This window comes from Klebsiella sp. JB_Kp031, from assembly GCF_040064295.1.
In the GTDB taxonomy this organism is placed as follows: Bacteria; Pseudomonadota; Gammaproteobacteria; order Enterobacterales; family Enterobacteriaceae; genus Klebsiella; species Klebsiella quasipneumoniae.
The window spans coordinates 1-25,372 of record NZ_JBEAJW010000003.1; the positions used below are offsets into that span (position 1 = coordinate 1).

A 25,372-nucleotide genomic window follows, 5' to 3' on the forward strand; every position below is an offset into this window, starting at 1 on the left:
TGTTGCAGTCTTTCGTAGGCCGGGTAAGGCGAAAGCCGCCACCCGGCAGAAATGCGGGCACAATTTTGCTTTTACCTTGTCCTCACCCCGGCCCTCTCCCACAGGGAGAGGGAGCAAGCCCTAAAAAGTGCAATTTTCTGAGATTGCCCGGCGGCGCTACGCTTGCGCGGGCCTACAGATAACCGCATAACGATTTGATGTTGCAGTCTTTCGTAGGCCGGGTAAGGCGAAAGCCGCCACCCGGCAGAAATGCAAGCACAATTTTGCTTTTACCTTGCCCTCACCCCAGATACTCAATCACCGACAGCCCGCCGTTGTAATCGGTGCTGTAGATAATTCCCTGGGCATCGACAAACACATCGCAGGACTGAATTACCCGCGGGCGGCCGGGACGGGTATCCATCATTCTCTCAGGAGCAGCCGGCACCAGCGCCCCGGTCTCCACCGGGCGATAAGGATTAGAAATGTCGTACGCCCGCACGCCGGCATTCTGATACGTGGCGAAGATAAGCGTTGAGCTGACAAAGCTCCCCGGCCGGTTCTCATGCAGATTGTGCGGGCCAAAATGCGCCCCTTTCGCCACATAGTCGATTTCATCCGGCTGTGGGAAAGTCGAGATACTCACCGGGTTCGCCGGCTCGCGGATATCAAACAGCCAGATCAGCTTCTCGCCGTCCTCCTGGTTGTCGAGCACCGCTTCATCCAGTACCACCAGCAGATCGCGATCCGGCAGCGGCAGCGCGGTATGCGTTCCGCCGCCAAACGGCGGGCTCCAGTTGCGATGGCTAATCAGCGTCGGCTGAGTTCGGTCTTTGACGTCCAGCAGCGTCAGGCCGCCGTCGCGCCAGCTGCCGTAGGCGGTATCCCCGGCAATAATGGCGTGGTGCAGCGCGTAGCGTTTGCCCTGCGGCCAGTCCGGTGTTTCGCCGCCTGCCTGGTGCATCCCCGGCAGCCACCAGCGCCCGGCAACCTGCGGTTTACGCGGATCGGCCAGATCGATGGTCAGGAAGATGTAGTCGGTAAAACCGTCGATCAGCGCGGACACATACGCCCAGCGGCCGCCGACGTACCAGATGCGGTGAATACCGATGCCATTAAGCGACAGAAAGCCAATTTCACGCGGCTTATCCGGCGTGGAGATATCAAACACGCGCAGCCCGGCGCTCCAGCCTTTGTCCTGCACATCGCTGACTGTGTCACCCACCGATCGGGTGTAGTACACCTTCTCATCGGCAAAACGGGCGTCGGCAAACAGGTCCCGGGCGTTGATCACCAGCAGCAGATCGTCATGCGCCTGGAGGTGCACGTTCCAGGTGCCCGACGGCGCGGCAATATAGTTGACCGTAGTGGGCCGGGTCGGATCGCGAACATCGACCACGGAAAAACCCTGCGACACCATATGGCCGATATAGGCGAATCCGCGGTGCACCATCAGTTGCACGCCGTCCGGACGACCGCCCTGGTCGCTATGGCCAATCAGCCGCATATTGCGGCTGTATTCGGGGGAAGGTAATGCTGACATAGTGGATTCCTTACGCCCGGTGGCGCTACGCTTACCGGGCCTACGGGTGCAGTTGGTGTTCCCCCTCTCCCTGCGGGAGAGGGCCGGGGTGAGGGCACCAGACCGCCCCACCGCCACCCGGCTTCGTTTTATTTGTTTTTCGCTTCCAGCGTCGCGAACCACGGGGCGATAAAGTCTTCCGTCTGGCCCCAGCCCGGAATGATTTTCCCCAGCGAGGCCACGTTCACCGCCCCCGGCTGGGCCGCCAGTAGCGCCTGCGGGATTGCCGCCGCCTTGAAGTCGTAGGTGGCTGGCGTCGGCTCGCCGGCGATCTTATTAGCGATCAGCCGCACGTTGGTCGCGCCGATAAGCTTCGGATCCACCGCCACGCTCACCTTCCACGGGCTGCCGGCTTCGCGCATCAGCTGCAGATCCTGGTTGGAAATATCAATGCTGTAGAGTTTGATCTCGGTGCGGCCGTTCTCTTTCAGCGCTTTATAGGCCCCCTGGCTAAAGGCATCCCAGGTGCCCCAGATAGCGTCGATTTTCCCTTTCGGATACTTGGCGAGGATCGCCCCCACCTTGTTAGCGGTGTCGCCCTGCACATCGGATGAAACGGCGCCGATCGACTCCAGCTCTTTAATTCCCGGATTTTGCTTCAGCAGTGTCTGGTAAGCCGCCTGACGGCGCTCCATCGGCGGGAAGCCCGCCACCCACAGCTTGACGATGTTGGCCTTGCCGTTGAAGTCTTTCACCAGCTGGCCAAAGGAGAGCTCGGTCAGTGAGGCGTCATCCTGCTGGCTGACCGTCACTCCCGGGATCTCACCGCTCACCGCAGTATCGAACACCGCCACTTTGATCCCGGCGTCCACCGCCTTCTTCACCAGGGCCGTCGAATAGGGGTCACGCCCCTGGGAGAGAATAATGCCGTCATATTTCTGGCTGATCGCCTGGTTGACGAAGTCCTGGAACTTGGCGTCATCGCCGTTGCTCAGGAAGGTGCTGATTTTGAAACCGAGCTTTTTGCCTTCCTGCAGCGCCCCGGCGACAAACTGGGTGGTGTTATCGTCAGACCCCAGGTTGCGGATCACGGCAATGCGGATCGGGCCGTTGTGTTCGGCAATGGCCGCCGGCACCGGCGTCGGGGCGGTGGCCAGCGCCGCCGTCGACTGCAGCAGACCCAGCGTAATGAGAGAGAGTGCGATCTTTTTCATGCGGTTTACCCTGTAAAATGTTAAGTACGGCGCTGAAAATAGGTCAGTGCCAGCGCGCCAGCCAGTACCAGCCCTTTAATAATGTCCATCGCGTAATACGGCACCGAGAGCATCACCAGGCCGTTGGAGAGCACGCCGAGGATCACCGCCCCCACCAGCGTCCCCAGGGCGTTCGGTTTCCCGGAACCGGCCAGCGAAAAGCCGATCCAGGCCGCCGCCACCGCGTCCATCAAATAGCCGCCGCCGGCATTAACCTGCGAGGATCCGATACGCGAGGCCAGCAGAATGCCGCCCAGCCCGGCCAGCAGCGAAGCAATCACATACGCCGCCACTTTATAACGCGTGATCCGCAGGCCGGAGAGCCTCGCCGCCTCCGGGTTGCCGCCGATGGCGTACATCCGCCGGCCGTGGGTGGTGAACGACAGCGCCAGCTGGGCGACCAGCGTTACCACCAGCATGATGATGACGATAGTCGGCACCTGGCCCAGCGCGCCAAACGCCGCCGGGATGGTGCCTTCCGCCATCTCGCCGCTCGGCAGCACCATGTTTTCGGTAATCGACCCGCCGTAGCTGTAGGTCATCGCCACCCCCTGAATCACAAACAGGCTGGCCAGGGTGGCGAGCATGTCGGGGATGCGCAGCACCACGATCAGAAAGGCGTTAAACAGCCCTACCAGAGTGCAGAGCACGAGGGTGATCAGGATTGCTTCGGTGGTCCCCAGGCCATGCCAGACGAACAGGGAGATCACCAGGGCGTTGGCCAGCGATGCCGTCGATCCGACGGACAGATCGAAGCCGCCGATGGTGAGGGAAATCGACACCCCAATGGCAATCACCGTCACGATGGCAATCGAGCGCAGAATGTTGATGATGTTGAACGGGTCAAGGAAATTGTCCGAGGCGAGGCCAAAGACCGCCACCAGCAGCACCACGGTCAGCAACATGCCCCACTTATAGAGAAAATCAAAAAATCGCTGACGGCCCGATACCGTCGCGTTCACTGCCAGGGCCTTGCTCACGCTGCCGCTCCTCCGGTTGAATAATAAAGCAGTGTCTCTTCCCGGGCTTCCGCGCCGGGGATCTCCGCCACGATCCGTCCGTCCCACAGTACGCAGATGCGGTCGCATAAACCGACCAGCTCGGCGAATTCACCCGAGGCATAAATCACCCCTTTGCCTTCCCGCGCCAGACCATCGATCAGCATGAACAGATCGGTTTTCGCTTTCACATCGACACCTTTGGTCGGTTCGTCAAAAATCAAAACATTGGCATGACTGCGCAGCCATTTGCCAATGGCCACTTTCTGCTGATTGCCGCCGGAAAGACGGCGCAGCGTCTGACCGGGACCGGTGGCGCGCACGCCGAGGCGGGCAATCACCTCCTCCGCCCAGCGCCAGGCCTGCCGATGGCCGAACAGGCTCCAGCGCGAAAAGTGGTTATCGGCGCTGACCGCCAGGTTCATCGCGATCGGCTCTTCGATGAAAATGCCCTCTTTGCGCCGCTCCTCCGGGACCAGCGCCAGGCCGCGCCCTACCGAATCGGCCGGATCGCGCGGCCGCCACGGCTGGCCGTTCAGCTCGCCGCGCTGTACCCGGCTTTTGCTGGCGCCGAACAGCGCTTTGCACAGCTCAGTTTTGCCCGCGCCGGCCAGCCCAGCGATACCAAGAATTTCCCCCTTGCGCAGGCGCAGCGAGATATCCTGCAGCAGCGCCTCATCGTGCAGCCCTTCTACCTGCAGCAGCACTTCTTCACCGTGCGGCGGTCGCGGCGGCGGGAAGATATCGCTCAGCTCGTGGCCCAGCATCTTTTCGACAATCTGTTCCCCGCTCAGCGGCGCCATCGGGCCGCTCTCAATCAACCGCCCGTCACGCAGCACCGTCAGGGTGTCGCAGATCGCCTTCAGCTCGTGAATACGGTGCGAAATAAACACCACCCCGATCCCCTGCTGCTGCAGACGGCGCACCACCGCAAACAGGCGTTCGCTTTCATGCTGATCCAGCGGCGCGGTGGGTTCATCCAGAATCAAAAAGCGGCAATGGTGCGACAGGGCGCGGGCCAGCAGGATCTGCTGTTTTTCAGCAAGGGTGCAGCTATCAATAGAGCGCCTGACGTCCAGCGCCACGTCCAGCTGCGCCAGCGCCTCGCGCGCCAGCTGCCGAACCCGCGCCCAGCGGAAGGTCGTCCCCGGCTCAGCCAGCCTGTCCAGCATGATGTTTTCGGCAATGCTCAGGCCCGGCACCAGCGCCACGTCCACCTCCTGCTGCACCAGGTGGATCCCCAGCTGTTTGGCATCCCGCGGCGAACGAATGGTGACCGGCTGGTTGTTGATCGTCACCTCGCCTTCATAGTGGGCGTGGGTGCCGCACAACACGGCCATCAGCGTCGACTTACCCGCGCCGTTGGCGCCGGTCAGGGCATGCACCGACCCGCCATAAAGGGTGAAGGCCACCTTGTTCAGCGCCTGAAAGCCGGAGAAGGCCAGGCTAATGTTATGCATCTCAAGGCGATTCGCGCTCATCACTGCTCCCGTGCGGCAATTAATCTTCTGATTTAACGAATTTTTCATAGCCGCCGCTGGCTGACAACTGCGTAAAAAGCATAAGATACAACGAAATAATATTAGCCATCTGGATGTCCAGACATAACATCAGGTTAGCCCAACACCAATAAGGACAGCACCCATGAGCAACAGCGATATCCGCGTCGTGCCCGGCCCGGCCAACTATTTCTCCCATTCTGGCAGCCTTGAGCGGCTAAGCGATTTTTTTAACGCCGACCAGCTGTCGCGGGCGGTGTGGGTCTATGGCGAGCGCGCCCTGGCCGGCGCCGAGCCTTTTCTGCCGGCGGCCTTCCACCTGCCGGAAGCGAAAAAGATCCGCTTTACCGGCCACTGCAGCGAACGCGACGTGGCGGGTCTGGTGCAGGCCTCAGGTGACGATCGGGCGGTAGTGATTGGCGTCGGCGGCGGCGCGCTGCTCGACAGCGCGAAAGTGCTGGCCCGCCGCCTGGGGGTTCCGCTGGTGGCCATCCCGACCATCGCCGCCACCTGCGCGGCGTGGACGCCGCTGTCGGTGTGGTACAGCGACGCCGGACAGGCGCTGAATTTTGAGATGTTCGATGACGCGAATTTCCTGGTGCTGGTCGAGCCGCGCATCATTCTCAACGCCCCGGCGGAGTACCTGCTGGCGGGCATTGGCGACACCTTAGCCAAATGGTATGAGGCCGTGGTACTGGCGCCGCAGCCGGAGGCTCTGCCGCTCACCGTGCGGCTGGGGATTAACGGCGCGCTGGCGATCCGCGACGTGCTGCTGGACAGCAGCGAAACGGCGCTGGCGGACCAGCGCCGCGGCGAGCTGACCCAGGCGTTTCGCGATGTGGTGGATGCAGTTATCGCTGGCGGCGGGATGGTTGGCGGGCTGGGGGAACGCTACACCCGGGTCGCCGCCGCCCATGCGGTGCACAACGGGCTGACGGTGCTGCCGCAGACGGATAAATTCCTCCATGGCACCAAGGTGGCCTACGGCATTCTGGTGCAAAGCGCCCTGCTCGGTCAGGATGAGGTATTGGCGCAGCTGGTGCAGGCCTGGCAGCGCTTTAACCTGCCGGCGACGCTGGCGGCGCTGGAGGTTGATATCAATAACCGCGCAGAGCTTGACCGGGTCATTGCTCATACCCTGCGCCCGGGCGAGTCGATTCATTATTTACCGGTGACCTTAACCCCTGGGGTTCTGCGCGCGGCGTTTGAGAAGGTGGAATACTTCAGCCGTTAATCACCCCGACCGTCTATACCTAATGATGATGCTCACCACTCTCGCAACGAGGTCATCATGCAGATCGATTTAACAGGTAAGAAGGCGCTGGTTACCGGCGCCAGCCGTGGATTGGGGCGCGCTATCGCGCTGTCGCTGGCGCGCGCCGGCGCAGATGTGGTTATAACGTATGAAAAATCGGCCGATAAAGCCCAGGCGGTCGCCGAGGAAATAAAGGCGCTGGGTAGGCACAGTGAAGCGGTGCAGGCCGACAGCGCCAGCGCGCAGGCGATACAGGATGCTGTGACCCATGCGGCGCGATCCCTCGGCGGGCTGGATATTCTGGTCAACAACGCCGGGATCGCGCGCGGCGGCCCGCTGGAGTCCATGACGCTGGCGGACATTGACGCGCTTATTAACGTCAATATTCGTGGGGTGGTTATCGCTATCCAGGAGGCGCTGGTGCATATGTCCGACGGCGGCCGCATCATCAACATCGGCAGCTGTCTGGCTAACCGCGTGGCGCAGCCGGGCATCGCGGTTTACTCAATGACCAAGTCCGCTCTCAACTCCCTGACCCGCGGCCTGGCGCGCGATTTAGGCCCCCGCGGTATCACCGTTAACCTCGTCCATCCCGGCCCGACCAACAGCGATATGAACCCGGAAGACGGCGAGCAGGCCGATGCTCAGCGTCAACTTATTGCGTTAGGCCACTACGGCCAGCCGGAAGACATCGCCGCGGCGGTCACCTTCCTCGCCAGCCCGGCCGCCGGGCAGATCTCCGGCACCGGTCTCGATGTGGACGGTGGTTTGAACGCCTGATCGCACATTTCCTGCAAGCCTCTGTCGTCCGGCAGAGGCCTTCCCGAGCACCCTCGACGGTTCCCGTTTTGCCGCTTTCTCCCGGTTTTTCTCCGCTCTACAGTAACCCATTAGAAATTCGGAATTTATCTAATAGTCTTATTATTTCCTTATATTCTGTGTGGGCGTACAGTGGAGGTACGGATGAAGATTGTCTGGTCAAAAACAGCAGAGAAGCAATTTTCTAAAATCGATACGCGATATCAGAACCGCATTAAATTCAGGCTGGAGAAGATGGATGATAAAACATCACCTGTCGCGGATATCAAGAAATTATCTTCTCCCGAAAACCACTACAGGTTGCGATTAGGTGATTACAGGGTCATTTACACCTTCGGAGACCCGCCGGGTGATACCTGTTACGTAGTGGCGGTAAAACGCCGGACAACCACCACCTACCTTCATGAGGAGCATACGGAATATGACTATTCAGTTCATCAAGGATGAAGAAGGAAAAAAACAGTATGTTGTCATTCCCTACGGTGAATATTTTCGCATGCGTTTAGCCATGCTTGAGTATGATGACGATGATGAAAACGACTGGGAAGACATCCCTTACGAATCAGATATCTACGATAACGTAGGTTTACCGGGTGAAGTGTGCGACATCATGCATAGCGAGAACGTCAGCCTGCAGGCCGCGTGGCGTATCCTGCGTGGGTTATCCCAGCAGGAGGTGGCCGACAAACTGGGCATCAGCCAGTCCGCCGTGTCACAGCTGGAAGCGCTGGACTCCCGGCCGCAGAAGCGCACCCGCGAAAAGCTGGCGGCGCTCTACGGCTGTAAGCAGGAGCAGATCAGCCTCTATCTGCCGAAAGAGGGTTAACAGCACTTCGCCCCGCCCTTGCCGCCGTAGCGAGCGTCCTGGCGTTCGCGGAAAAATTCTTCCCAGGTCATTGGCGTCTGATCCGGATGGTTGACGCGCATGTGCTCGACGTAGTTGTCGTAATCCGGCACGCCGATCATCATTTTGGCGGCCTGGCCCAGGTACTTACCTGCTTTGGAAAGGGTGTCAAACATAAGTCATTTCTCTTTTGTTTCCCTCACCCCGAGCCTCTGCCAAAGGGAGAGGGAGGATCAGAAAGACAGGCCGGGTAAGGCGAAGCCGCCACCCGGCACACAGGTTAATGCGCCCCTTTCGCCTGAGTCACCACAGCGTCCAGGTTTTCAGGCATTGGCTCATAGGGTGTCTCTTTCGCCGTCGGTTTATTCTCCTTCAGCGCCGCCAGCGCGGTTTTAATCGAGAACAGCGCCAGCACCACCACCACGATCATAAAGAAGATGGTCAGCCCGGCATCGAGACGGTTGTTAAACACCAGCTGCGACAGCTGCGACTCGGTGTACTGCGCCGGAATTTTGCCGCTGTCGATCATCGCCTGGAACTTGTTGGCAATCGCCAGGAAGCCCACTTTATTGTCCGGGCTGAAGGCTTTCTGCCAGCCGGCGGTGAGGGTACAGATCAGCAGCCAGGCCGTCGGCACCAGCGCCACCCACGCATAGCGCTGACGTTTCATCTTGAACAGCACCACTGCGCAGAGCATCAGCGCCATCCCCGCCAGCATCTGGTTGGCGATACCGAACAGCGGCCACAGGGTGTTAATACCGCCCAGCGGATCGACCACCCCCTGATGCAGGAAGTAGCCCCACGCCAGCACGCACAGCGCCGTCGCCAGCAGGTTAGCCGGTAACGAATCAGTACGCTTCAGGTTCGGGGAGATCACACCCAGCAGATCCTGCAGCATAAAGCGCGCCGCACGGGTGCCGGCATCCACCGCCGTCAGGATAAACAGCGCTTCAAACAGAATGGCAAAGTGGTACCAGAACGAGACGTCCATCAGCCCGCCCAGCGCGCCGTGGAGAATGTAGGCCATGCCCACCGCCAGCGTAGGCGCCCCGCCGGCGCGGGAGATGATGGACTGCTCGCCCACCTCATTAGCGATATGCGTCAACGTTTCCGGGGTAATCGCAAAGCCCCAACCGCTCACCACCTGCGCCGCCGACGCCACCACATCGGTGGTTCCCGCCGGCGCCAGCACCGCCATCGGGCTGTTCATCGCGAAGTAGACGCCCGGGTCAATGATACAGGCGGCGACCAGCGCCATAATCGCTACGAAGGATTCCATCAGCATGCCGCCGTAGCCGATAAAGCAGGCCTGATTTTCATTCGCCAGCATCTTCGGCGTGGTACCGGAGGCAATCAGGGCGTGGAAGCCCGACACCGCGCCGCAAGCGATAGTGATAAACAGGAACGGGAACAGGTTGCCAGTCCATACCGGGCCAGTACCGTCAATAAATTTGGTCAGCGCCGGCATGGTCAGGGTCGGACGCATAATCAGAATGCCGATCGCCAGACCGACGATAGTGCCGATTTTGAGGAAGGTGGAGAGGTAGTCGCGCGGGGCCAGCAGCAGCCAGACCGGCAGCACCGCGGCGACAAAACCGTAGCCCACCAGCATCCAGGTGAGCTGGACGCCGGTAAAGTCAAAGAACGGCGCCCAGGTCGGGCTTTCCGCTACCCAGCCGCCGGAGATAATGGCGAACACCAGGAATATCAGGCCAATCACCGACACTTCGCCAATGCGCCCCGGGCGCAGATAGCGAATATAGATCCCCATAAACAGCGCCAGCGGAATGGTAAAGGCCACGGTATAGGTTCCCCACGGGCTATGGGTCAGCGCTTTCACCACGATCATCGCCAGCACAGCGAGGATGATCACCATGATCATAAAGGTCGCCACCAGGGCAATCACCCCGGCGGTCGCCCCCATCTCCTCTTTCACCAGTTCGCCCAGCGAACGGCCGTCGCGGCGGGTGGAGACGAACAGCACCATAAAGTCCTGCACCGCCCCGGCCAGCACCACGCCGGCGAGGATCCAGATCATCCCCGGCAGATAGCCCATCTGCGCGGCAAGCACCGGGCCCACCAGCGGCCCCGCGCCGGCGATGGCGGCAAAATGGTGTCCGAACAGCACTTTTTTGTCAGTCGGGACATAGTCGAGGCCATCGTTATGCCGCACCGCGGGCGTCATGCGCGTCGAATCGACGCCGAGCACGGTTTTGGCGATATACAGGCCGTAAAAACGATACGCGATCAGATAAACGCAGACTGCCGCGACGACAATCCACAGCGCATTGATCTGCTCACCCCGGTTTAAAGCAATGTAGCCGAGGGCAAAGGCTCCGATCACGGAGAGCAGTGCCCAGATAAGGTATTTCCCTGAATTATTCATTGTTGTGGTCCACCGGTAGGGTAATCAGGATGTTACATTTTGTTTCTAGATCACAACGCAGAATTTAACAACATCGAAACAGCGCAGATGCCGTCCACCCACAGAGATTTGTCTCACATTGCTAGCGAGATCACTTAAGGCAGGAAAATGAATGAAAGGATTATGCGGGTTGCCAGTCGATGACCGAATCGGTCCGGTTACGCCGTGATTTTGCCGGGTGGCGCTGCGCTGACCCGGCCTACAACGGCATCGATGCTGACTGAAACTGCCGGTGTTGGCGGTCTCAACATCGCTGAGACATTCCCGGAAAGCCGGGGCAGACCGTAGGCCCGCGCAAGCGCAGCGCCGCCGGGCGTCAAAACCGTAGCCCGGCTCAGCGCAGCGCGAGCCGGGGAAACAGCGGCTCCTTAGCCCAGCACCGCGGTGCCCAGACGACAGGTGCAGCAGCGCCGCCCCTTCTCGTCATACACCACAATCTCCCAGCTCTGGCTCTGCCGGCCAAGATGCAGCGGGCGGCATTCGCCGCGCACTTTCCCGCTGGAGACCGCCCGGTGATGGGTGGCGTTCAGCTCGGTGCCCACCACGCACTGCCCCTCTTCGGTCATCAGCCAGCCGGCCATCGACCCCAGCGTCTCCGCCAGCGCCGCGGAAGCGCCGCCGTGCAGCAGGCCAAACGGCTGATGGGTGCGGGCATCCACCGGCATCTCCGCCTCCAGCAACCCCGCCTCCAGCCGGGTGTAGACGATCCCCAGATGCGCCACCAGGGTGTTTTCGCTGCTGGCGTTCAGCGCCGCCAGCGTGAGCGCTCGTTTCCAGGCCATTTACGCCCCCAGCGTCGAGCCGCCGTCCACCACAATATCCTGCAGGGTGATATGGCTGGCGTGAGAAGAGGCGAGGAACAGAATGGTATTGGCGATCTCCTGCGGGCGGGCAATCTTGCCCAGCGGGATACCCAACTTAAACTGCTCGCCGAAACCGCGGATCCGCTGCTGCTCCGCATCGTCGCTGACCCACAGCGTGCGCTGCATATCGGTATCGGTAGAGCCCGGCGACACCAGATTACAGCGCACCCCGCTGCCCGCCAGCTCAAGGCCGACGGTCAACGCCAGGCTTTTCAGCGCCGCCTTCGAGGCGCCATAGGCGCTCATGCCGATGCGCGGCGTATGCGCGGCATCGGAAGCGACGGTGACGATCGCCCCGCCCCGCTGACGGCGGAACTGGGCCATCGTCTGCTGAAACAGATTAAACGCCCCGCCGACGTTGACCGCGAAGGTCTGCCGCCACTCTTCCGCGCTCAGCTGGTCGGTGGCGCCCATGCGCAGGATCCCGGCGGCGTTCACCAGCACGTCCAGTCGTTCGATATCGTTGAGCAGACGCGCGCAAACGTCGCGTACCCGGTCGGCATCGGCGACGTCCAGCGTTTCGGTGGCAAACGGGTAGCGTTCGCCGTCAAAGGCGAGGTCGAAACCGGTGACGTTGGCGCCGGCCTCCACAAAAGCCAGCGCGGTGGCATAGCCAATGCCTTTACCGGCGCCGGTCACCCACACGGTCTGGCCGCGAAAATCCAGCGCCGCCATTATTGCACCTCGCGGGAAAGCAGCGCCCACCAGGCGTCGATGGTCGGGTTTTTCGCCAGCATCACGAAGTCGATATCGCCGTGCACTTTACGCCAGCGGGCGGCGAGAGCCATCATCCGCACCGAATCCAGACCGTAGTCGATCAGGTTTTCATCATCCAGCGGTTCGTCGGATTCGTCGAGCAGCGGCAGGATCAGCGCGCGTAGCGCCGCTTTGGAGGCCGGCAGCGGCAACAATTCTTCGGTCATCACCACGCGGCCGGAGCGGCCGGCGACGTATTTCAGCGCCATCAGGTGCTCTTCGCGGCTGAAGTCCGCCAGCGCGTCGGCGACAAAGAACGGTTTGATATCGCGCATAAAGGCGTCGGTGGCGGTAGTCATGCAGCCGATATGGGCGTAAACGCCGGTGATGATCAGCTGGTCGCGGCCGCTCTCCTTCAGCATCTCTTCAAGCGGCGAGCGATGAAACGCGCTGTAGCGCCATTTCACCAGCACGGTGTCGTCTTCATCCGGCGCCAGGGCGGCAATCACCTGCTGCTGCTCCGGCGAACGGGTCAGCCCCGGCCCCCACATATCATTCAGCAGGGCGCGGTCTTCATCGCTCTGCTCTTTCGGCTGGGCGGTGTAGTACACCGGAATGCCGTTCTGTTTGCAGAAGTCGCGCAGGGCGGCGATATTGGCCACCACTGTCTCCATCATCGCGCTGTTTTCGCCCCAGAAGTTGAGGAAATACTCCTGCATATCGTGGATCAGCAGCGCGGCGCGGGCAGGCTCAAAGGCCCAGCTGACTTTGTTCGCCGGGATATCGCTGGCTTCCGGCAGCGCGTAAGCCTGTAATTTAGGGATTGCCATTTTCTGTTCTCCTTCAGCCCAGCTTGCCTTCGGCCAGCCACTGACGTAATTGTTTCTTATCGACTTTGCCCACCGGCGTCAGCGGCAGCGCAGCAACGCACTCCACGCGGTCCGGCAGTTTAAATTCCGCCACCCCCTGCTCGCGCAGGAAGCGGCGCACCGCGACGGCGCGCAGCGGCGAGGTCACCACGAGGTAAGCGCAGCTCTTCTCGCCCAGCAGATTGTCTTCAATGCTGACCAGCGCGGCGTGGATCACCGCCTCATGGCGCAGCAGCAGGTTTTCGATCTCTTCGGCGGCGATCTTCTCGCCGCCGCGGTTGATCTGATCTTTTTCCCGGCCCTGGACGGTGATATACCCGTCTTCATCGATCGAAATCAGATCGCCGGAGCAGTAAAACCCGTCGGCGTCAAAGGCCTCCGCGTTATGCTGCGGGCTGTTGTAGTAGCCGCGGAAGGTGTAGGGCCCGCGGGTCATCAGGCGGCCCACTTCGCCGCGTGGCAGCGGGTTGCCCTCGGCATCCGCCACCCACACTTCATCGTCCGGGCACATCGGGCAGCCCTGGGTATGGATGATCCGCTCAGGGCTGTCGTTAAGGCGGGTGTAATTCACCAGCCCCTCCGCCATGCCGAACACCTGCTGCAGCTGGCAGCCGATTTCCGCCGGGATGCGCGCGGCAAGGGTCGCCGACAGGCGCGCGCCGCCGACCTGCAGCAGCTGCAGCGACTGCAGCTGGGCATTGCCGCCCCATTCATGAATAGCCTGCAGCCACAGGCTGACCGCCGGCGGCACCAGCGAAGCGACGTTGACCTGATGTTGTTCAATCAGCGGGAAACAGAGGGTGGCGCTCGGGTCGGCGGCGAGGATCACCCGTCCGCCGGCGAGGAAAACGCCGAGCGAACCCGGGGAACTCATCGCATAGTTATGCGCCGCCGGCAGCGCGTTGAGGTAGCGCGTCTCAGCGTTGATCCCGCAGATCTCGTTGCTGCGGCGGATACTGTAGTCGTAATCGTTATGGGTGCGCGGGATCAGCTTCGGCGTCCCGGTGCTGCCGCCGGAGAGCTGGAAAAAGGCCACTTCGTCGGCAGGGGTTGGGTTGGCGATAAAGTTATCCGCCGGGCGGTTAATCTCCGTCGCCAGATCGCGCTCGCCGCCGTCGTTACGCAGCAGCGCCACGCGCAGGGAAGCATGTTCAGCAATAAACGCATGGAGGAAGCTATCGTCGGCAAACAGCGCGTGCTCGCGGTCGGCGATCAGCAGCGCCGGCTTAATCTGCGCGGCGTAGGCGTTAAGCTCGCTGCGCTGGTGGCTGAACAACGCGTTCACCGGCGCGACGCCGATGCGCAGCAGCGCGAAGAAGGTGATGTAAAACTCGGCGACGTTGCCCAGTTGCACCAGCGCGGTTTCTCCGCGCTTCAGTCCCTGACGCTGCAGAGAGCAGGCAAGGTTGTCCACCCGCTGGTTAAACTGGCGGTAGCTAATGTGTCGATCGCCATCGATAATCGCCACGGCGTCGTTTTCTGCGTGACGGGTGATCAGATTGGTTAACGGCAGATCCTGCCAGTAGCCTTTTTGACGATAGCGGGCCGCGAACTCATCCGGCCAACGGGTAAATGCAATCATCCTTGCCTCTTAATTCAAGCCAAATACGTTAAGCATGGTGGTCAGTTTGACGCCGGTTTCGCGCCATTCGCCCAGCGGCGAGGAGGCCGGAACAATGCCCGCGCCGGCAAACAGGCGCAGCGTACGCTGCTGCAGACGCGCGCAGCGGATGGTCACCACCCATTCGCCGTTGCCTTCATCGTCACACCAGCCGACGATGCCGCCGAACAGCTGACGGTCGAAGGGTTCCAGTTCGGCAATCAGGCGCTTCGCCGCCTGGTGCGGGAAGCCGCTCAGCGCCGGAGTCGGGTGCAGCAGGCAGGCCAACGACATGGCGTTTTCTTCCGCCAGCGCCGTGCCTTCGATCGGCGTCGCCAGATGCCAGAGCGTCGGGGTGGTGATTAGCTGCGGCGATGACGGCAGCGACAGCTGGCTGCTGCGCGGGCCCAGCACGCTCTTCATCGCCTGGGTCACCAGCTCGTGCTCATGGCGATCTTTGCCGGACGCCAGCAGCCTGTTGCCCGCTTCGCGGTCCAGCACATCGTCAGGCTGGCGGCGGGCGGAGCCGGCCAGCGGCAGTGAGCTGAAATGCGCCCCTTCTTTACGCAGTAGTAGCTCCGGGCTGGCGCCCAGCAGCACGCCGCCGTCGGCGAGCGGCACATGGAAGTTAAAGCTGGCGGGGTTCTGAGCGATCAGGCGCTCCATCAGGGCGCCGCTATCGACAGGATCGCGGGTAGTGATATCGATTAGTCGTGATAGCACCACTTTGTCGACTTCCGGGGTGGCGGTCAGCGCGGCGGCGCGTTCCACCATGGCTAGAAACGCGTCCTGCTCCGGGATCTCCCGGCGCTCCACCACCGCCATCGCCTCCAGCGGCGCGGCATAGCGGGCCGAACGCTGTTTTTCCGGTCGCGAGAACGCTTCCCAGCGCTCGGGGATATAAAGCTCGGAAGGCTGACAGGTGTCGAACGGGATGGCCCCGACCATCACCGGCTTGCGGATCCCCGCCGCCCGGGCCTCGGCAAAGGCGGCGGCCATCTGCTGCTGGAACTCGCCGTTCAGCGCATCGCCGCCGACAGCGGGCGCTGAGAGGCGGCGGAAGCAGCCTGAGGTGCTAAAACTGCGGTACGGCGACATAAAGAAGAAGCTGTCCGGCGACAAGGTCCGGGTAGGTTTCTGTACATCCTCAGCCAGTGACGTTTCCATATCATCCTCCAAAAACGATAAATATATTACGAATAATTATCATTTGTATTTTGGTTGGCTAACCTAAAAGGTATTGCCCGCCATGTCAACCGCGTTACGTCATCGCGCCGCCACTTTGGCTTGCATCCTGTCAACGCAAAGTTGAAAATGAGACGCATTTATTACCCTTCGAATCAGGATGCGATGACGTGAACTTCTCTTCTTTTTGCCGCCGCGGTGCGCTGACCGGCATGCTGTTGTTTTTAGGAATTACCTCAGCCCAGGCGGCGGACTGGCCGCGCCAGGTCACCGACAGCTACGGGACACACACCCTGCCGAGCCAGCCGTTGCGCATTGTCTCCACCAGCGTGACCCTCACCGGCTCGCTGCTGGCGATCGACGCGCCGGTGGTCGCCAGCGGCGCCACCACCCCGAACAACCGCGTGGCCGATAGCCAGGGCTTTCTGCGCCAGTGGAGCGAGGTCGCCAAAGCCCGCAAGCTGGCGCGGTTGTATATCGGCGAACCGAGCGCGGAAGCGGTGGCCGCCCAGATGCCGGATCTGATCCTGGTGAGCGCCACCGGCGGCGACTCCGCCCTGCCGCTGTACGATCAGCTCAAAACGATCGCCCCAACGCTGGTCATCAACTATGACGATAAAAGCTGGCAAACGCTGCTCACCCAGCTGGGGCAGATCACCGGCCATGAGCAGCAGGCCAGCGCGCGCATCGCCGACTTCAATAAACAGCTCGTTTCGTTAAAAGAAAAAATGAAGCTACCGCCGCAGCCGGTCACCGCCCTCGTCTATACCGCGGCCGCGCACAGCGCCAATATCTGGACGCCGGAATCGGCCCAGGGGCAGATGCTCCAGCAGTTGGGCTTTAGTCTGGCGACGCTGCCAGGCGGCCTGCCCGCCAGCCACAGCCAGGGCAAACGCCACGATATCGTGCAGCTGGGCGGGGAGAACCTGGCGGCCGGACTGAACGGCCAGAGCCTGTTCCTGTTCGCTGGCGACCAGAAAGATGTCGATGCCATCTACGCCAACCCGCTGCTGGCGCATCTCCCGGCGGTCGAAGGGAAACGCGTCTACCCGCTGGGCACCGAGACCTTCCGTCTTGACTACTACAGCGCCCTGCTGGTGCTCCAGCGTCTCTCCAGCCTGTTCGGCTAGCGCGGGCTGTGCCATCAGGACGGGAACCCAGCCCGAACGCTTTGCCGGGCGGCGCTGCGCTTGCCCGGCCTACAATGCCCGCACCCCCAGGCCCGGTAAGGCGCAGCCGCCACCGGGCAATCGCCCCCTACTTAACTTTCTTTGACGATTTCCGGGCGCTGGAAGCGGCGCAGCTCGCGTAGCAGCCCCACCAGCAGCACGCCGACGAGGGCCAGCGCCCAGCCGCTGGCGCTGGCGGAAGCGACCGGCGTCATCACCGCCCCTAACCCGCCGAGCAGCGCCGCGCCGATGGCGTCGCCGGTAACGTTCTGGGCGGTCCACAGACCGTTAATCCGCCCGAGCATATGTTCCGGCGTCTGAGTCTGGATCAGGGTGTACTGCAGCAGCGAGCTAATAGCGCTCAGCCAGCCAAACAGCGCCAGGCACAGCGCGCCCAACGCCCAGTGCGGCATCAGGCTGAACAGCGCAATGGCGACAAAGGAGCACACCGTCGTCGCCAGCATCAGCGCGCCCGGCCGCACGGTCTGGGCCAGCTGGCCGCTGGTCAACGCCCCCAGCGCCGCGCCGAGCGGAATCGCGGCGTACAGCAGGCCAATCTGTCCGGCCGACATCTGCCAGCTCCCGGCCAGCGCCGGATAGAGCACCCGCACCGCGCTGGCCATGGTCAGCAGGCCGCCGAGCAGCGCAATCCCGCCGATAAGCGGGCTCTGACAGAGGAAGGTCAGCCCCGCCAGCAGGGCACGCAGCGGATGCTCACGCGGCTGCGGAGGCGGCGGCAGCTGCGGCAGACGCAGCAGGGTTAAGGTGGTGATAAACGTCCCCGCCGCCGCCAGGCCGAAGTTCCACGCCACGCCGCCGGAGGCCAGCAGCAGGCCGCCGATCATGGGCGAAATCACCGAGCCCAGGCGCACCGTCAGCATAGTGATGGCCCCGGCCTGCATCAGATTTTCCCGCCCCACCAGTGCCGGGGTCGCCGCCAGCAGCGCGGTCACGCCTAAAGAGGCGAAGAAACCGTCCCAGATCCCCAGCAGATAAATCGCCGCCAGCGACGGCTCCGGCAGCAGGGCGTTCAGACACAGGCCGACAAAGCCCACGCCGCAGGTGCCGCGCGCCAGCAGGATCAGGCGTTTGCGCTCATAGCGGTCAGCCAGTACGCCCCCCACCATCAGGCCAATAAACATCGACGCGCCGGTCAAGGTCACCGACAACCCGACCTGCCAGGTCGAATGGGTCATCATCTGGATCTGCACCGGGATGGCCACGCCCAGCAGACCAAGCGACAGAATAGAGATAAAGCGAGCGATAAAAACGGCGCGAAACGCCGGGTGAGTTTTCAGCAGGCTGAGGTTAAGCAGCCAGGATTGTCGGTTCATTACAGCGCCTTGTCGTTATTTTTAATACCCTTTTTCCTGTGGGTCATGCTACCATAGCTGAATAAAATCGATAACGATAATTACTATCATTATCATATCAGGGATGTCAGTTATGTCGTTTTCTACGACCGCGGTACGCTCTGTCGCCGTGCCCGGATTGTTGCTACTACTCGCCTTAGCCGCCGCGCTTAGCCTGACGATCGGCGCCAAATCATTGCCGATCGGCACGGTATTCACCGCCTTTAGCGGAACCTGTCAAAGCGCCGACTGCACCATCGTGCTGGATGCGCGCCTGCCGCGCACCCTGGCCGGTCTGCTGGCGGGCATCGCCCTCGGTCTCGCCGGCGCGCTGATGCAGACGCTCACCCGTAACCCGCTGGCCGACCCCGGCCTGCTGGGGGTCAACTCCGGCGCCAGCTTCGCCATCGTCCTCGGCGCGGCGCTGTTCGGGATCACCTCTCCACAGGAGCAGCTGCTGCTGGCGTTTTGCGGCGCGCTCTGCGCCTCGCTGCTGGTGGCCTTCACCGGCAGCCAGGGCGGCGGCCAGCTGAGCCCGGTGCGCCTCACCCTTGCCGGGGTCGCCCTTGCGGCGGTGCTGGAAGGGCTGTCCAACGGCATCGCCCTGCTCAACCCCGACGTCTACGATCAGCTGCGCTTCTGGCAGGCCGGTTCGCTGGATATCCGCACCCTGCAGACGCTGAAAATTGTCCTGCTGCCGGTGGTGGTGGCGGGGATCGCCGCCCTGCTGCTGAGCCGGGCGCTTAACAGCCTGAGCCTCGGCAACGATACCGCCACCGCCCTCGGCAGCCGCGTCGCCCGCACCCAGTTGATCGGCCTGATCGTTATCACCGTCCTGTGCGGCAGCGCCACCGCCGTCGTCGGCCCTATCGCCTTTATCGGTCTGATGATGCCGCATATGGCGCGCTGGCTGGTGGGGGCCGATCATCGCTGGTCGCTGCCGGTCACCCTGCTCGCCACCCCGGCGCTGCTGCTGTTTGCCGACGTGATTGGCCGCCTGCTGGTGCCCGGCGAACTGCGGGTATCGGTGGTGAGCGCCTTTCTCGGCGCGCCGGTGCTGATCTGGCTGGTGCGCCGCCAGCCGCGGGGAGGTGGCCTGTGATTGCCCCGTCCCGCCGCCTGATAGCCAGCTGTCTGCTGCTAATGGCCGCCAGCCTGCTGATTTCCCTGCTCGGGCTGGCGCAAGGCCCGGTGCCGCTAACGATTGACCAGGTGTTCTCGGCGCTGTTCGGCGACGCGCCGCGCAACGTCACGATGGTGGTAAACGAATGGCGGCTGCCGCGGGTGTTAATGGCGCTGCTCATCGGCGCCGCGCTCGGCGTCAGCGGCGCCATTTTCCAGTCGCTGACCCGTAACCCGCTCGGCAGCCCGGACGTGATGGGCTTTAACACCGGCGCCTGGAGCGGCGTGCTGGTGGCGATGGTGCTCTTCGGCCAGAACCTGACGGCGATCGCCCTGGCGGCGATGGCCGGCGGGGTGCTGACCTCGCTGGTGGTCTGGCTGCTGGCCTGGCGCAACGGGATCGAGACCTTCCGCCTGATCATTATCGGCATCGGCGTGCGCGCCATGCTGGTGGCATTCAACACCTGGCTGCTGCTGCGCGCCTCGCTGGAGACCGCCCTTTCTGCGGGCCTGTGGAACGCCGGATCGCTTAACGGCCTGACGTGGGGTAAAACCTGGCCGTCAGCGCCGCTGATCCTGTTGATGCTGGTGGGCAGCGCCCTGCTGGTTCGCCGGATGCGGCTGCTGGAGATGGGCGACGATACCGCCTGCGCGCTGGGGGTGCAGGTCGAACGCTCGCGCCTGCTGCTGATGCTAGTGGCAGTGGTGCTCACCGCCGCCTCGACGGCGCTGGCCGGGCCAATCTCATTTATCGCGCTGGTGGCGCCGCATATCGCCCGCCGCCTGAGCGGCACGGCCCGCTGGGGATTAACCCAGTCAGCCCTGTGCGGCGCGCTGCTGCTGGCGCTGGCCGATTACGGCGCCCAGCGGCTGTTTATGCCCTGGCAACTGCCGGTGGGCGTGCTAACCGTCAGCCTCGGCGGTATTTACCTTATTGCTTTGTTGATTCAGGAGTCCCGCAAAAAATGAGTGCTGTCCCCTCCCGTTTGCGCGGCGAGCAGTTAACCCTGGCCTACGGGAACAAGACTATCGCCGAGTCGCTGAACGTGACCATCCCTGACGGCCACTTCACCGCCATTATCGGCCCCAACGGCTGCGGCAAATCGACGCTGCTGCGCACCCTCAGCCGCCTGATGGCGCCGGCCAGCGGCCATGTCTGGCTCGACGGCGCGCAGATCCAGCAATATGCCACGAAAGAGGTTGCCCGCCGCATCGGACTGCTGGCGCAGAATGCCACCACTCCTGGCGATATCACGGTGCAGGAGCTGGTGGCCCGCGGGCGCTACCCGCACCAGCCGCTGTTCACCCGTTGGCGCAAAGAAGATGAAGCGGCGGTAAACAACGCGATGCGGGCGACCGGAATCAGCGACCTGGCGCTGCAGAGCGTCGATACGCTCTCCGGCGGCCAGCGCCAGCGGGCGTGGATTGCGATGGTGCTGGCCCAGGAGACAGAGATTATGCTGCTGGATGAGCCGACCACCTGGCTGGACATCAGCCATCAGATCGACCTGCTGGAGCTGTTGAGCGAGCTGAATCGCGAGAAGGGCTATACCCTGGCGGCGGTGCTGCACGATCTTAACCAGGCCTGCCGCTACGCTACCCACCTGATCGCCCTGCGCGACGGCAAGATCGTCGCCGAGGGGGCGCCGAAGGAGATCGTCACGGCGGAACTGATTGAACGGATTTACGGCCTGCGCTGCACGATCATTGAGGATCCGGTGGCGCATACGCCGCTGGTGGTGCCGCTGGGCCGCCGGTAATTCTCCCTTTCCCCGGCTTGCGCTACCCTGAGCCGGGCTACCTGCTGTAGCCCGAACTCAACCGTTATCCCAGAATCTCCTTGACCACCGGGCCGATGGCTTCAAAGGCCTGCGGGGAGATAATGTCGACGTGGGCGCAGCTCTGGCTGAACACCTCCAGCTCGCCCACCCATGGGCCCCATACGACCTGCGGATCCATCCCCGCCTGCCGCGTCTTCTCAGCCACGAACAGCGTCGCCTTGCCGTCAAACTTCGCGCTGTGCGCGGTGGTTAACAGCCGTACCGCATCGGCATAGTTGGCTTCGATGGCGCTGAACAGCTCGCCGGAGGCTTGCCCCTGCTGGGCGGCAAGAAACGCTTCGCGCTCGCGGGCAATCTCCGCCAGCACAGCCGGATCCAGCCCGTTAGCCTCTTTCTCCGCCCAGTTTTGCGTCTCCGGCGGCCAGGTATCCAGCAGGCCGAGGAAGGCCACCGCTTCGCCGCGCTGGCGCAAGCGGGCGGCAATGCCCTGGGCTAAGGTGCCGCCCAGCGAATACCCGAACAGGTAATAAGGGCCGTGCGGCTGCTGCGCCAACAGCGTTTGCAGATGATGCTCGCAGACCTCGTCGAGGCTGGCGGCGCTGGCCATCGGCCCTTGCGGGCGCGGCGACTGAATACCGGTAATTGACCAGCGCGGGCTGAGATAGCGCGCCAGCACGCTGAACTGCCAGGCGAAGCCGGAGGCCGGATGGAAGCAGAACAGCGTCGGACCGTCGCTCTCGCGCAGCGGCAGAAGCGTATCCAGTCCCAGGCGCTGAGCCTGCTCATCGCTGAGATCGGCCGCCAGCAGCGCGCTCAGTTTGCCCACTGTCGAGGCCACCATCACCTGCCCCGGGGTCACCTGTCGCGCCAGCTGGCGGCTAAGCTGTGCCGCCAGGCGCATCGCCAGCAGCGAATGGCCGCCGAGGGCAAAGAAATCAGCGTCGATATCATTCACCTCGCAGCCCAGCAGCTGACTGAAGGCGGCGGCGACAAGAGTTTCCATGCCGGGCTCCGGCGGCCGGCCGCTGCGCTCGCCGCCGAGGGTCGGCAGCGGCAGCGCTTTGCGATCCAGTTTGCCATTAGCGCTGAGCGGTAGGTCAGCGAGCTGCATCAGCACCACCGGCACCATATGCGGCGGCAGCTGTTCCGCCAGCCGCGCTTTCAGCGCCGCGGTATCCAGCGGCAGGCCGGAGTCAGAGACCAGATAGCCCACCAGCTGCCGGGCATCGCCGCCGGTCGCCGCCGCCTGGTTGAAGACGCAGGCGTGACTCACCGCCTGCGCCACGTCCGGCAGGGCCGACATCGCCCGGTCAATCTCGCCAAGCTCGATGCGCTGCCCGCGGATCTTCAGCTGATCGTCGCTGCGGCCAAGATACTCCACCGCGCCGTTCGCCAGCCAGCGCGCCACGTCGCCGGTACGATACATCCGCTCGCCGGGGGCAAACGGGTCGGCGATAAAGCGGCTGGCGGTGAGGTCCGGACGCCCCAGGTAGCCCTGCGCCAGCTGAATGCCGGTGAGATAAAGATCCCCCGCCACCCCCGGCGGCACCGGGCGCATCGCGGCATCCAGAATGCGCAGCCCGGTGTTCCATACCGGCCAGCCAATCGGCACGCTGCTGCCGGTCACCGCCGCCAGCTCAGGCCCGCAGGCCGGATACCAGCTGACGTCCACCGCCGCTTCCGTCGGGCCGTACAGGTTATGCAGCGGCGCGCCGGTCAAGCGCTCCCACTCGCGGCACAATTCCGTCGGCAGCGCTTCGCCGCTGCAGAATACCCGCCGCAGCGTGCGGCAGGCGGCGACGCTGTCGGCATCCAGCGAGGCGACAAACGCCGCCAGCATCGACGGCACAAAGTGGGTGGTGGTCACGCCGTAGTGGGCGAAGAACTGCTGCATCGCCTGCGGGTCGCGGTGCGCCTCCGGCTCGGCCATCACCAGCCGCGCGCCGGCGATAAACGGCCACCAGAACTCCCACACCGAAACGTCAAAACTACACGGTGTTTTCTGCGCCACCACGTCGTCGGCAGATAACGGATAGCGATCCTGCATCCACAGCAGGCGGTTGACGATGGCGGTCTGGCCGACCATCACCCCTTTCGGCCGTCCGGTGGAGCCCGATGTAAAGATGATGTAGGCGGTATGGTCCGGTTTTGACAGCACCAGCGGCGCGTCATCCGCAACGGCCAGCGGCTGCTGGTAGCAGAGGCTCTCCAGCCCGGGGATATCGCTGAAGCGGGCCAGCTGATCCTCCGAGGCGATCAGCAGCGACGGCCGGGCGTCTTCCAGCATCATCCGCAGACGGTCGTCCGGGTAGCCGGTGTCCAGCGGCAGCCAGGCGGCCCCCGCTTCGACAATGCCGTGCAGCGCCAGGGTCAGGAACACCGAGCGCGGCAGGGCCACCGCCACGCTGTCGCCCGGCTTCACGCCGCGTTGACGCAGCAGCTGCGCGAGCGCCACCACCTGCTGACGCATCTCGCGATAGCTGAACTGCCAGTTTGCATCCGCCAGCGCTGGGGCATCAGGAGTCTTCCGCGCCTGGTCGGCCACCAGCGCGCTGAGGGTGGTGGCAGGCAGCGGCATAGCGGTATCGTTGACCGCCGTCAGGCGGGTCAGCTCGTCGGCGGAGAGCATCTCCGCGTCGCCGCAGCGCAGCGTCGGATCGGCGGCAAACTGCACCAGCAGCGCGGTCAGTCGCGCCATGTGGCGACGCAGCTCGGCTTCATCATACCGGGCCTTGTTGGCGAGGATCTCCAGCGACAGGCCGCCGGTCTCATCGGGGAACAGCGCCAGCTCAAGATCGTTGACCGGGCCGGTGGCGAGAGTATGGGTCACCGCCTCGACGCCGTCGATATCCAGTTGGTAATCAAAGACTTTGACGTTCAGCACCGGGCCAAACAGCGGTTCGTCCCCTGCCGCTTTGCCGCTGTCGCGGACGATCTGCTCGGCGTCATAGCGCTGATGGCGGCGCATCTTTTTCAGCTGAGCGGCGAGGCGCATCGCCAGGTCCGCCAGCGTCTCCTGGGCGTCAATATGCACCGCCAGAGGCAGGACATTGAGCACCGGCCCCGTCGAGGTCAGCGCCGCTGAGCCCATCCGGCGCATAAAGATAAAGCCCGCCGCGTAGTCCATCCGGTTGCACAGGCGGCCCAGCCACAGCGTGGTGAGCGCCAGCGCCAGATCAGCGGGCTGACACTGCGGCACATGGCTGGCCAGGCGGCGGAAGGCGTCGGCGTTCATCTCCAGCTTCATCCGCCAGATATCGCTCCCGGCGGCGCGTCCGCCCAGCGGCGCGGCAGAGAGTGAGGCGGGAGCCGGTAACGCCTGACGCTGGGCCTGCCAGAAAGCTTTATCCCGCTGCCAGGCCTCGCTGCCGGCGTAGCGCTGGTACTCGTCCACCACCTCGGCGAAGGAGGTGAAAGGCGACTCAGGAGTGGCTTCCCCGCGCTGCCAGGCGCGGTAGATGGCGGCGATCTGCCGGGTTATCGCCGGGAAGCTAAAGCCATCCACCAGCAAATGGTGATAACGCTGATACCAGTACCAGCGGTCGTCGCCGACGCGCAGCAGCTGATGGCACACCAGCGGGTTACCGCCGTCGACGCGCAGATCCTGCGCCAGATCTGCCTGCATCCGCTCCGTGGCGGCACGATGCGGATCCGGCGTCGTACGCAGGTCAATGATGGGCGGTTCGGCAAAGGTGCGCTCCGCCGCTACCCACTGCCAGACTTCCCCCTCCTGTTCCTCAAAGCGCAGGCTGAGGGTGTCTGCCTGCTGCAGACCGGCGACAATCGCCTTACCCAGCAGCGCGGGGTCGAGCGCGCCGCGCAGTTCAACATAGTGGGCCACGCTCCAGGCGCCAGGCAGAGTGGAGAGGCGCTCGGCCATCCAGATCCCCGGCTGCGCGGCAACCAGCGGTAAACGAGTGGTCATGGTCAGCTCCTTATGCCGCATGATGAGCGGGGGTCAGTGTCGGCCAGTTAGCCGCCAGCCAGGCGTTGCACGCCTCAACCGACTGCGGAGGGCACACTACCGTCCATCCGGCAGGCAGCGCGCAGTGCCCCGGCCACAGGCTGTACTGCTGCTGATCATTGCGCAGAATGTAAAACTGCCCTTGCGGATTGTCGAAGGGGTTACTGAATTGCATAT

Annotated in this window: 22 protein-coding genes; 8 read left to right on the forward strand and 14 right to left on the reverse strand. The window is 63.2% G+C overall.

All coding sequences use genetic code 11. The annotated features are described in order from the left end of the window. Window positions 1-280: 280 nt before the first annotated feature. The 4 genes from ABLV64_RS04190 to ABLV64_RS04205 form a co-directional block, all read right to left on the reverse strand. Window positions 281-1,522 carry an LVIVD repeat-containing protein gene (locus tag ABLV64_RS04190; protein ID WP_017899065.1) on the reverse strand — a complete coding sequence of 414 codons (1,242 nt, stop codon included), beginning with the start codon at window positions 1,520-1,522 and terminating at the stop codon, window positions 281-283. 128 nt (window positions 1,523-1,650) lie between these two features. Beyond that, window positions 1,651-2,715: a sugar ABC transporter substrate-binding protein gene (locus ABLV64_RS04195; RefSeq protein WP_004885784.1), complete on the reverse strand. Its 1,065-nt coding sequence runs from the start codon at window positions 2,713-2,715 to the stop codon at window positions 1,651-1,653. Window positions 2,716-2,735: 20 nt separating this feature from the next. Beyond that, window positions 2,736-3,734, reverse strand: a complete 999-nt coding sequence (locus tag ABLV64_RS04200) for an ABC transporter permease (RefSeq protein WP_004885781.1) — start codon at window positions 3,732-3,734, stop codon at window positions 2,736-2,738. Further along, a complete protein-coding gene (locus tag ABLV64_RS04205) occupies window positions 3,731-5,233 on the reverse strand; it encodes a sugar ABC transporter ATP-binding protein (protein WP_049004676.1) in 1,503 nt (500 codons plus the stop codon). The genes ABLV64_RS04200 and ABLV64_RS04205 overlap by 4 nt, the downstream gene beginning before the upstream one ends. Window positions 5,234-5,396: 163 nt before the next feature. Between ABLV64_RS04205 and ABLV64_RS04210 the strand changes: the two genes are divergently transcribed. The 4 genes from ABLV64_RS04210 (at window position 5,397) to ABLV64_RS04225 (ending at window position 8,151) form a co-directional block, all read left to right on the forward strand. Further along, on the forward strand, window positions 5,397-6,485 hold the full coding sequence (locus tag ABLV64_RS04210) for an oxidoreductase (protein ID WP_004885776.1): 1,089 nt from the start codon (window positions 5,397-5,399) through the stop codon (window positions 6,483-6,485). A 57-nt stretch (window positions 6,486-6,542) separates the two neighbouring features. Further along, a complete protein-coding gene (locus ABLV64_RS04215; protein WP_348843321.1) occupies window positions 6,543-7,286 on the forward strand; it encodes a 3-oxoacyl-ACP reductase family protein in 744 nt (247 codons plus the stop codon). 183 nt (window positions 7,287-7,469) lie between these two features. Next, on the forward strand, window positions 7,470-7,772 hold the full coding sequence (locus tag ABLV64_RS04220; RefSeq protein ID WP_017899060.1) for a type II toxin-antitoxin system RelE/ParE family toxin: 303 nt from the start codon (window positions 7,470-7,472) through the stop codon (window positions 7,770-7,772). Beyond that, entirely contained in the window at window positions 7,747-8,151 is a 405-nt protein-coding gene (locus ABLV64_RS04225; RefSeq protein WP_004885761.1) for a helix-turn-helix transcriptional regulator, read from the forward strand. The genes ABLV64_RS04220 and ABLV64_RS04225 overlap by 26 nt, the downstream gene beginning before the upstream one ends. Here the strand turns inward: ABLV64_RS04225 and ABLV64_RS04230 are convergent. The 7 genes from ABLV64_RS04230 to entC all read right to left on the reverse strand — a co-directional run bounded on the left by ABLV64_RS04230 (window position 8,148) and on the right by entC (window position 15,789). Beyond that, window positions 8,148-8,345: a YbdD/YjiX family protein gene (locus tag ABLV64_RS04230; protein ID WP_004885759.1), complete on the reverse strand. Its 198-nt coding sequence runs from the start codon at window positions 8,343-8,345 to the stop codon at window positions 8,148-8,150. The two genes, ABLV64_RS04225 and ABLV64_RS04230, sit on opposite strands and share 4 nt — an antisense overlap. 104 nt (window positions 8,346-8,449) lie before the next feature. Continuing rightward, complete coding sequence (gene cstA / locus ABLV64_RS04235) at window positions 8,450-10,555, reverse strand: pyruvate/proton symporter CstA (RefSeq protein ID WP_348843320.1); 2,106 nt, start codon at window positions 10,553-10,555, stop codon at window positions 8,450-8,452. Between the two features lie 407 nt (window positions 10,556-10,962). Continuing rightward, window positions 10,963-11,376 carry a proofreading thioesterase EntH gene (entH, locus tag ABLV64_RS04240; protein ID WP_023319943.1) on the reverse strand — a complete coding sequence of 138 codons (414 nt, stop codon included), beginning with the start codon at window positions 11,374-11,376 and terminating at the stop codon, window positions 10,963-10,965. Then, complete coding sequence (entA, locus tag ABLV64_RS04245; protein ID WP_348843319.1) at window positions 11,377-12,132, reverse strand: 2,3-dihydro-2,3-dihydroxybenzoate dehydrogenase EntA; 756 nt, start codon at window positions 12,130-12,132, stop codon at window positions 11,377-11,379. Further along, entirely contained in the window at window positions 12,132-12,983 is an 852-nt protein-coding gene (entB, locus tag ABLV64_RS04250) for an enterobactin biosynthesis bifunctional isochorismatase/aryl carrier protein EntB (RefSeq protein ID WP_130944898.1), read from the reverse strand. Before entB ends, entA begins: the two co-directional genes overlap by 1 nt. 13 nt (window positions 12,984-12,996) lie before the next feature. Next, window positions 12,997-14,604, reverse strand: a complete 1,608-nt coding sequence (entE, locus tag ABLV64_RS04255) for a (2,3-dihydroxybenzoyl)adenylate synthase EntE (protein WP_348843318.1) — start codon at window positions 14,602-14,604, stop codon at window positions 12,997-12,999. Between the two features lie 9 nt (window positions 14,605-14,613). Continuing rightward, a complete protein-coding gene (gene entC, locus ABLV64_RS04260) occupies window positions 14,614-15,789 on the reverse strand; it encodes an isochorismate synthase EntC (protein ID WP_004885741.1) in 1,176 nt (391 codons plus the stop codon). 230 nt (window positions 15,790-16,019) lie between these two features. Between entC and fepB the strand changes: the two genes are divergently transcribed. After that, the gene (gene fepB, locus ABLV64_RS04265) at window positions 16,020-16,937 is read left to right on the forward strand and encodes a Fe2+-enterobactin ABC transporter substrate-binding protein (RefSeq protein WP_153650209.1); all 918 of its coding nucleotides are present in this window, start codon (window positions 16,020-16,022) and stop codon (window positions 16,935-16,937) included. 131 nt (window positions 16,938-17,068) lie between these two features. Here fepB and entS read toward each other — a convergent pair whose 3' ends face one another. Further along, window positions 17,069-18,310 carry an enterobactin transporter EntS gene (entS, locus tag ABLV64_RS04270; RefSeq protein ID WP_017899055.1) on the reverse strand — a complete coding sequence of 414 codons (1,242 nt, stop codon included), beginning with the start codon at window positions 18,308-18,310 and terminating at the stop codon, window positions 17,069-17,071. Between the two features lie 112 nt (window positions 18,311-18,422). On the opposite strand from entS, the gene fepD reads away from it, so the two are divergent. Genes fepD through fepC form a run of 3 tightly spaced genes read left to right on the forward strand, consistent with a single transcriptional unit; the run spans window position 18,423 to window position 21,210 of the window. Continuing rightward, on the forward strand, window positions 18,423-19,430 hold the full coding sequence (gene fepD, locus ABLV64_RS04275; protein ID WP_004885733.1) for a Fe(3+)-siderophore ABC transporter permease: 1,008 nt from the start codon (window positions 18,423-18,425) through the stop codon (window positions 19,428-19,430). Next, the gene (gene fepG, locus ABLV64_RS04280; RefSeq protein ID WP_049004480.1) at window positions 19,427-20,419 is read left to right on the forward strand and encodes an iron-enterobactin ABC transporter permease; all 993 of its coding nucleotides are present in this window, start codon (window positions 19,427-19,429) and stop codon (window positions 20,417-20,419) included. The genes fepD and fepG overlap by 4 nt, the downstream gene beginning before the upstream one ends. Next, entirely contained in the window at window positions 20,416-21,210 is a 795-nt protein-coding gene (fepC, locus tag ABLV64_RS04285) for an iron-enterobactin ABC transporter ATP-binding protein (protein ID WP_065878914.1), read from the forward strand. The genes fepG and fepC overlap by 4 nt, the downstream gene beginning before the upstream one ends. 64 nt (window positions 21,211-21,274) lie before the next feature. Here fepC and entF read toward each other — a convergent pair whose 3' ends face one another. After that, window positions 21,275-25,156, reverse strand: coding sequence for an enterobactin non-ribosomal peptide synthetase EntF (gene entF / locus ABLV64_RS04290; protein ID WP_348843317.1), 3,882 nt, complete (start codon window positions 25,154-25,156; stop codon window positions 21,275-21,277). 10 nt (window positions 25,157-25,166) lie between these two features. Beyond that, window positions 25,167-25,370 (reverse strand): MbtH family NRPS accessory protein, encoded by a 204-nt coding sequence (locus ABLV64_RS04295; protein WP_017899052.1) that lies wholly within the window; start codon window positions 25,368-25,370, stop codon window positions 25,167-25,169. Between the last annotated feature and the right edge of the window lie 2 nt (window positions 25,371-25,372).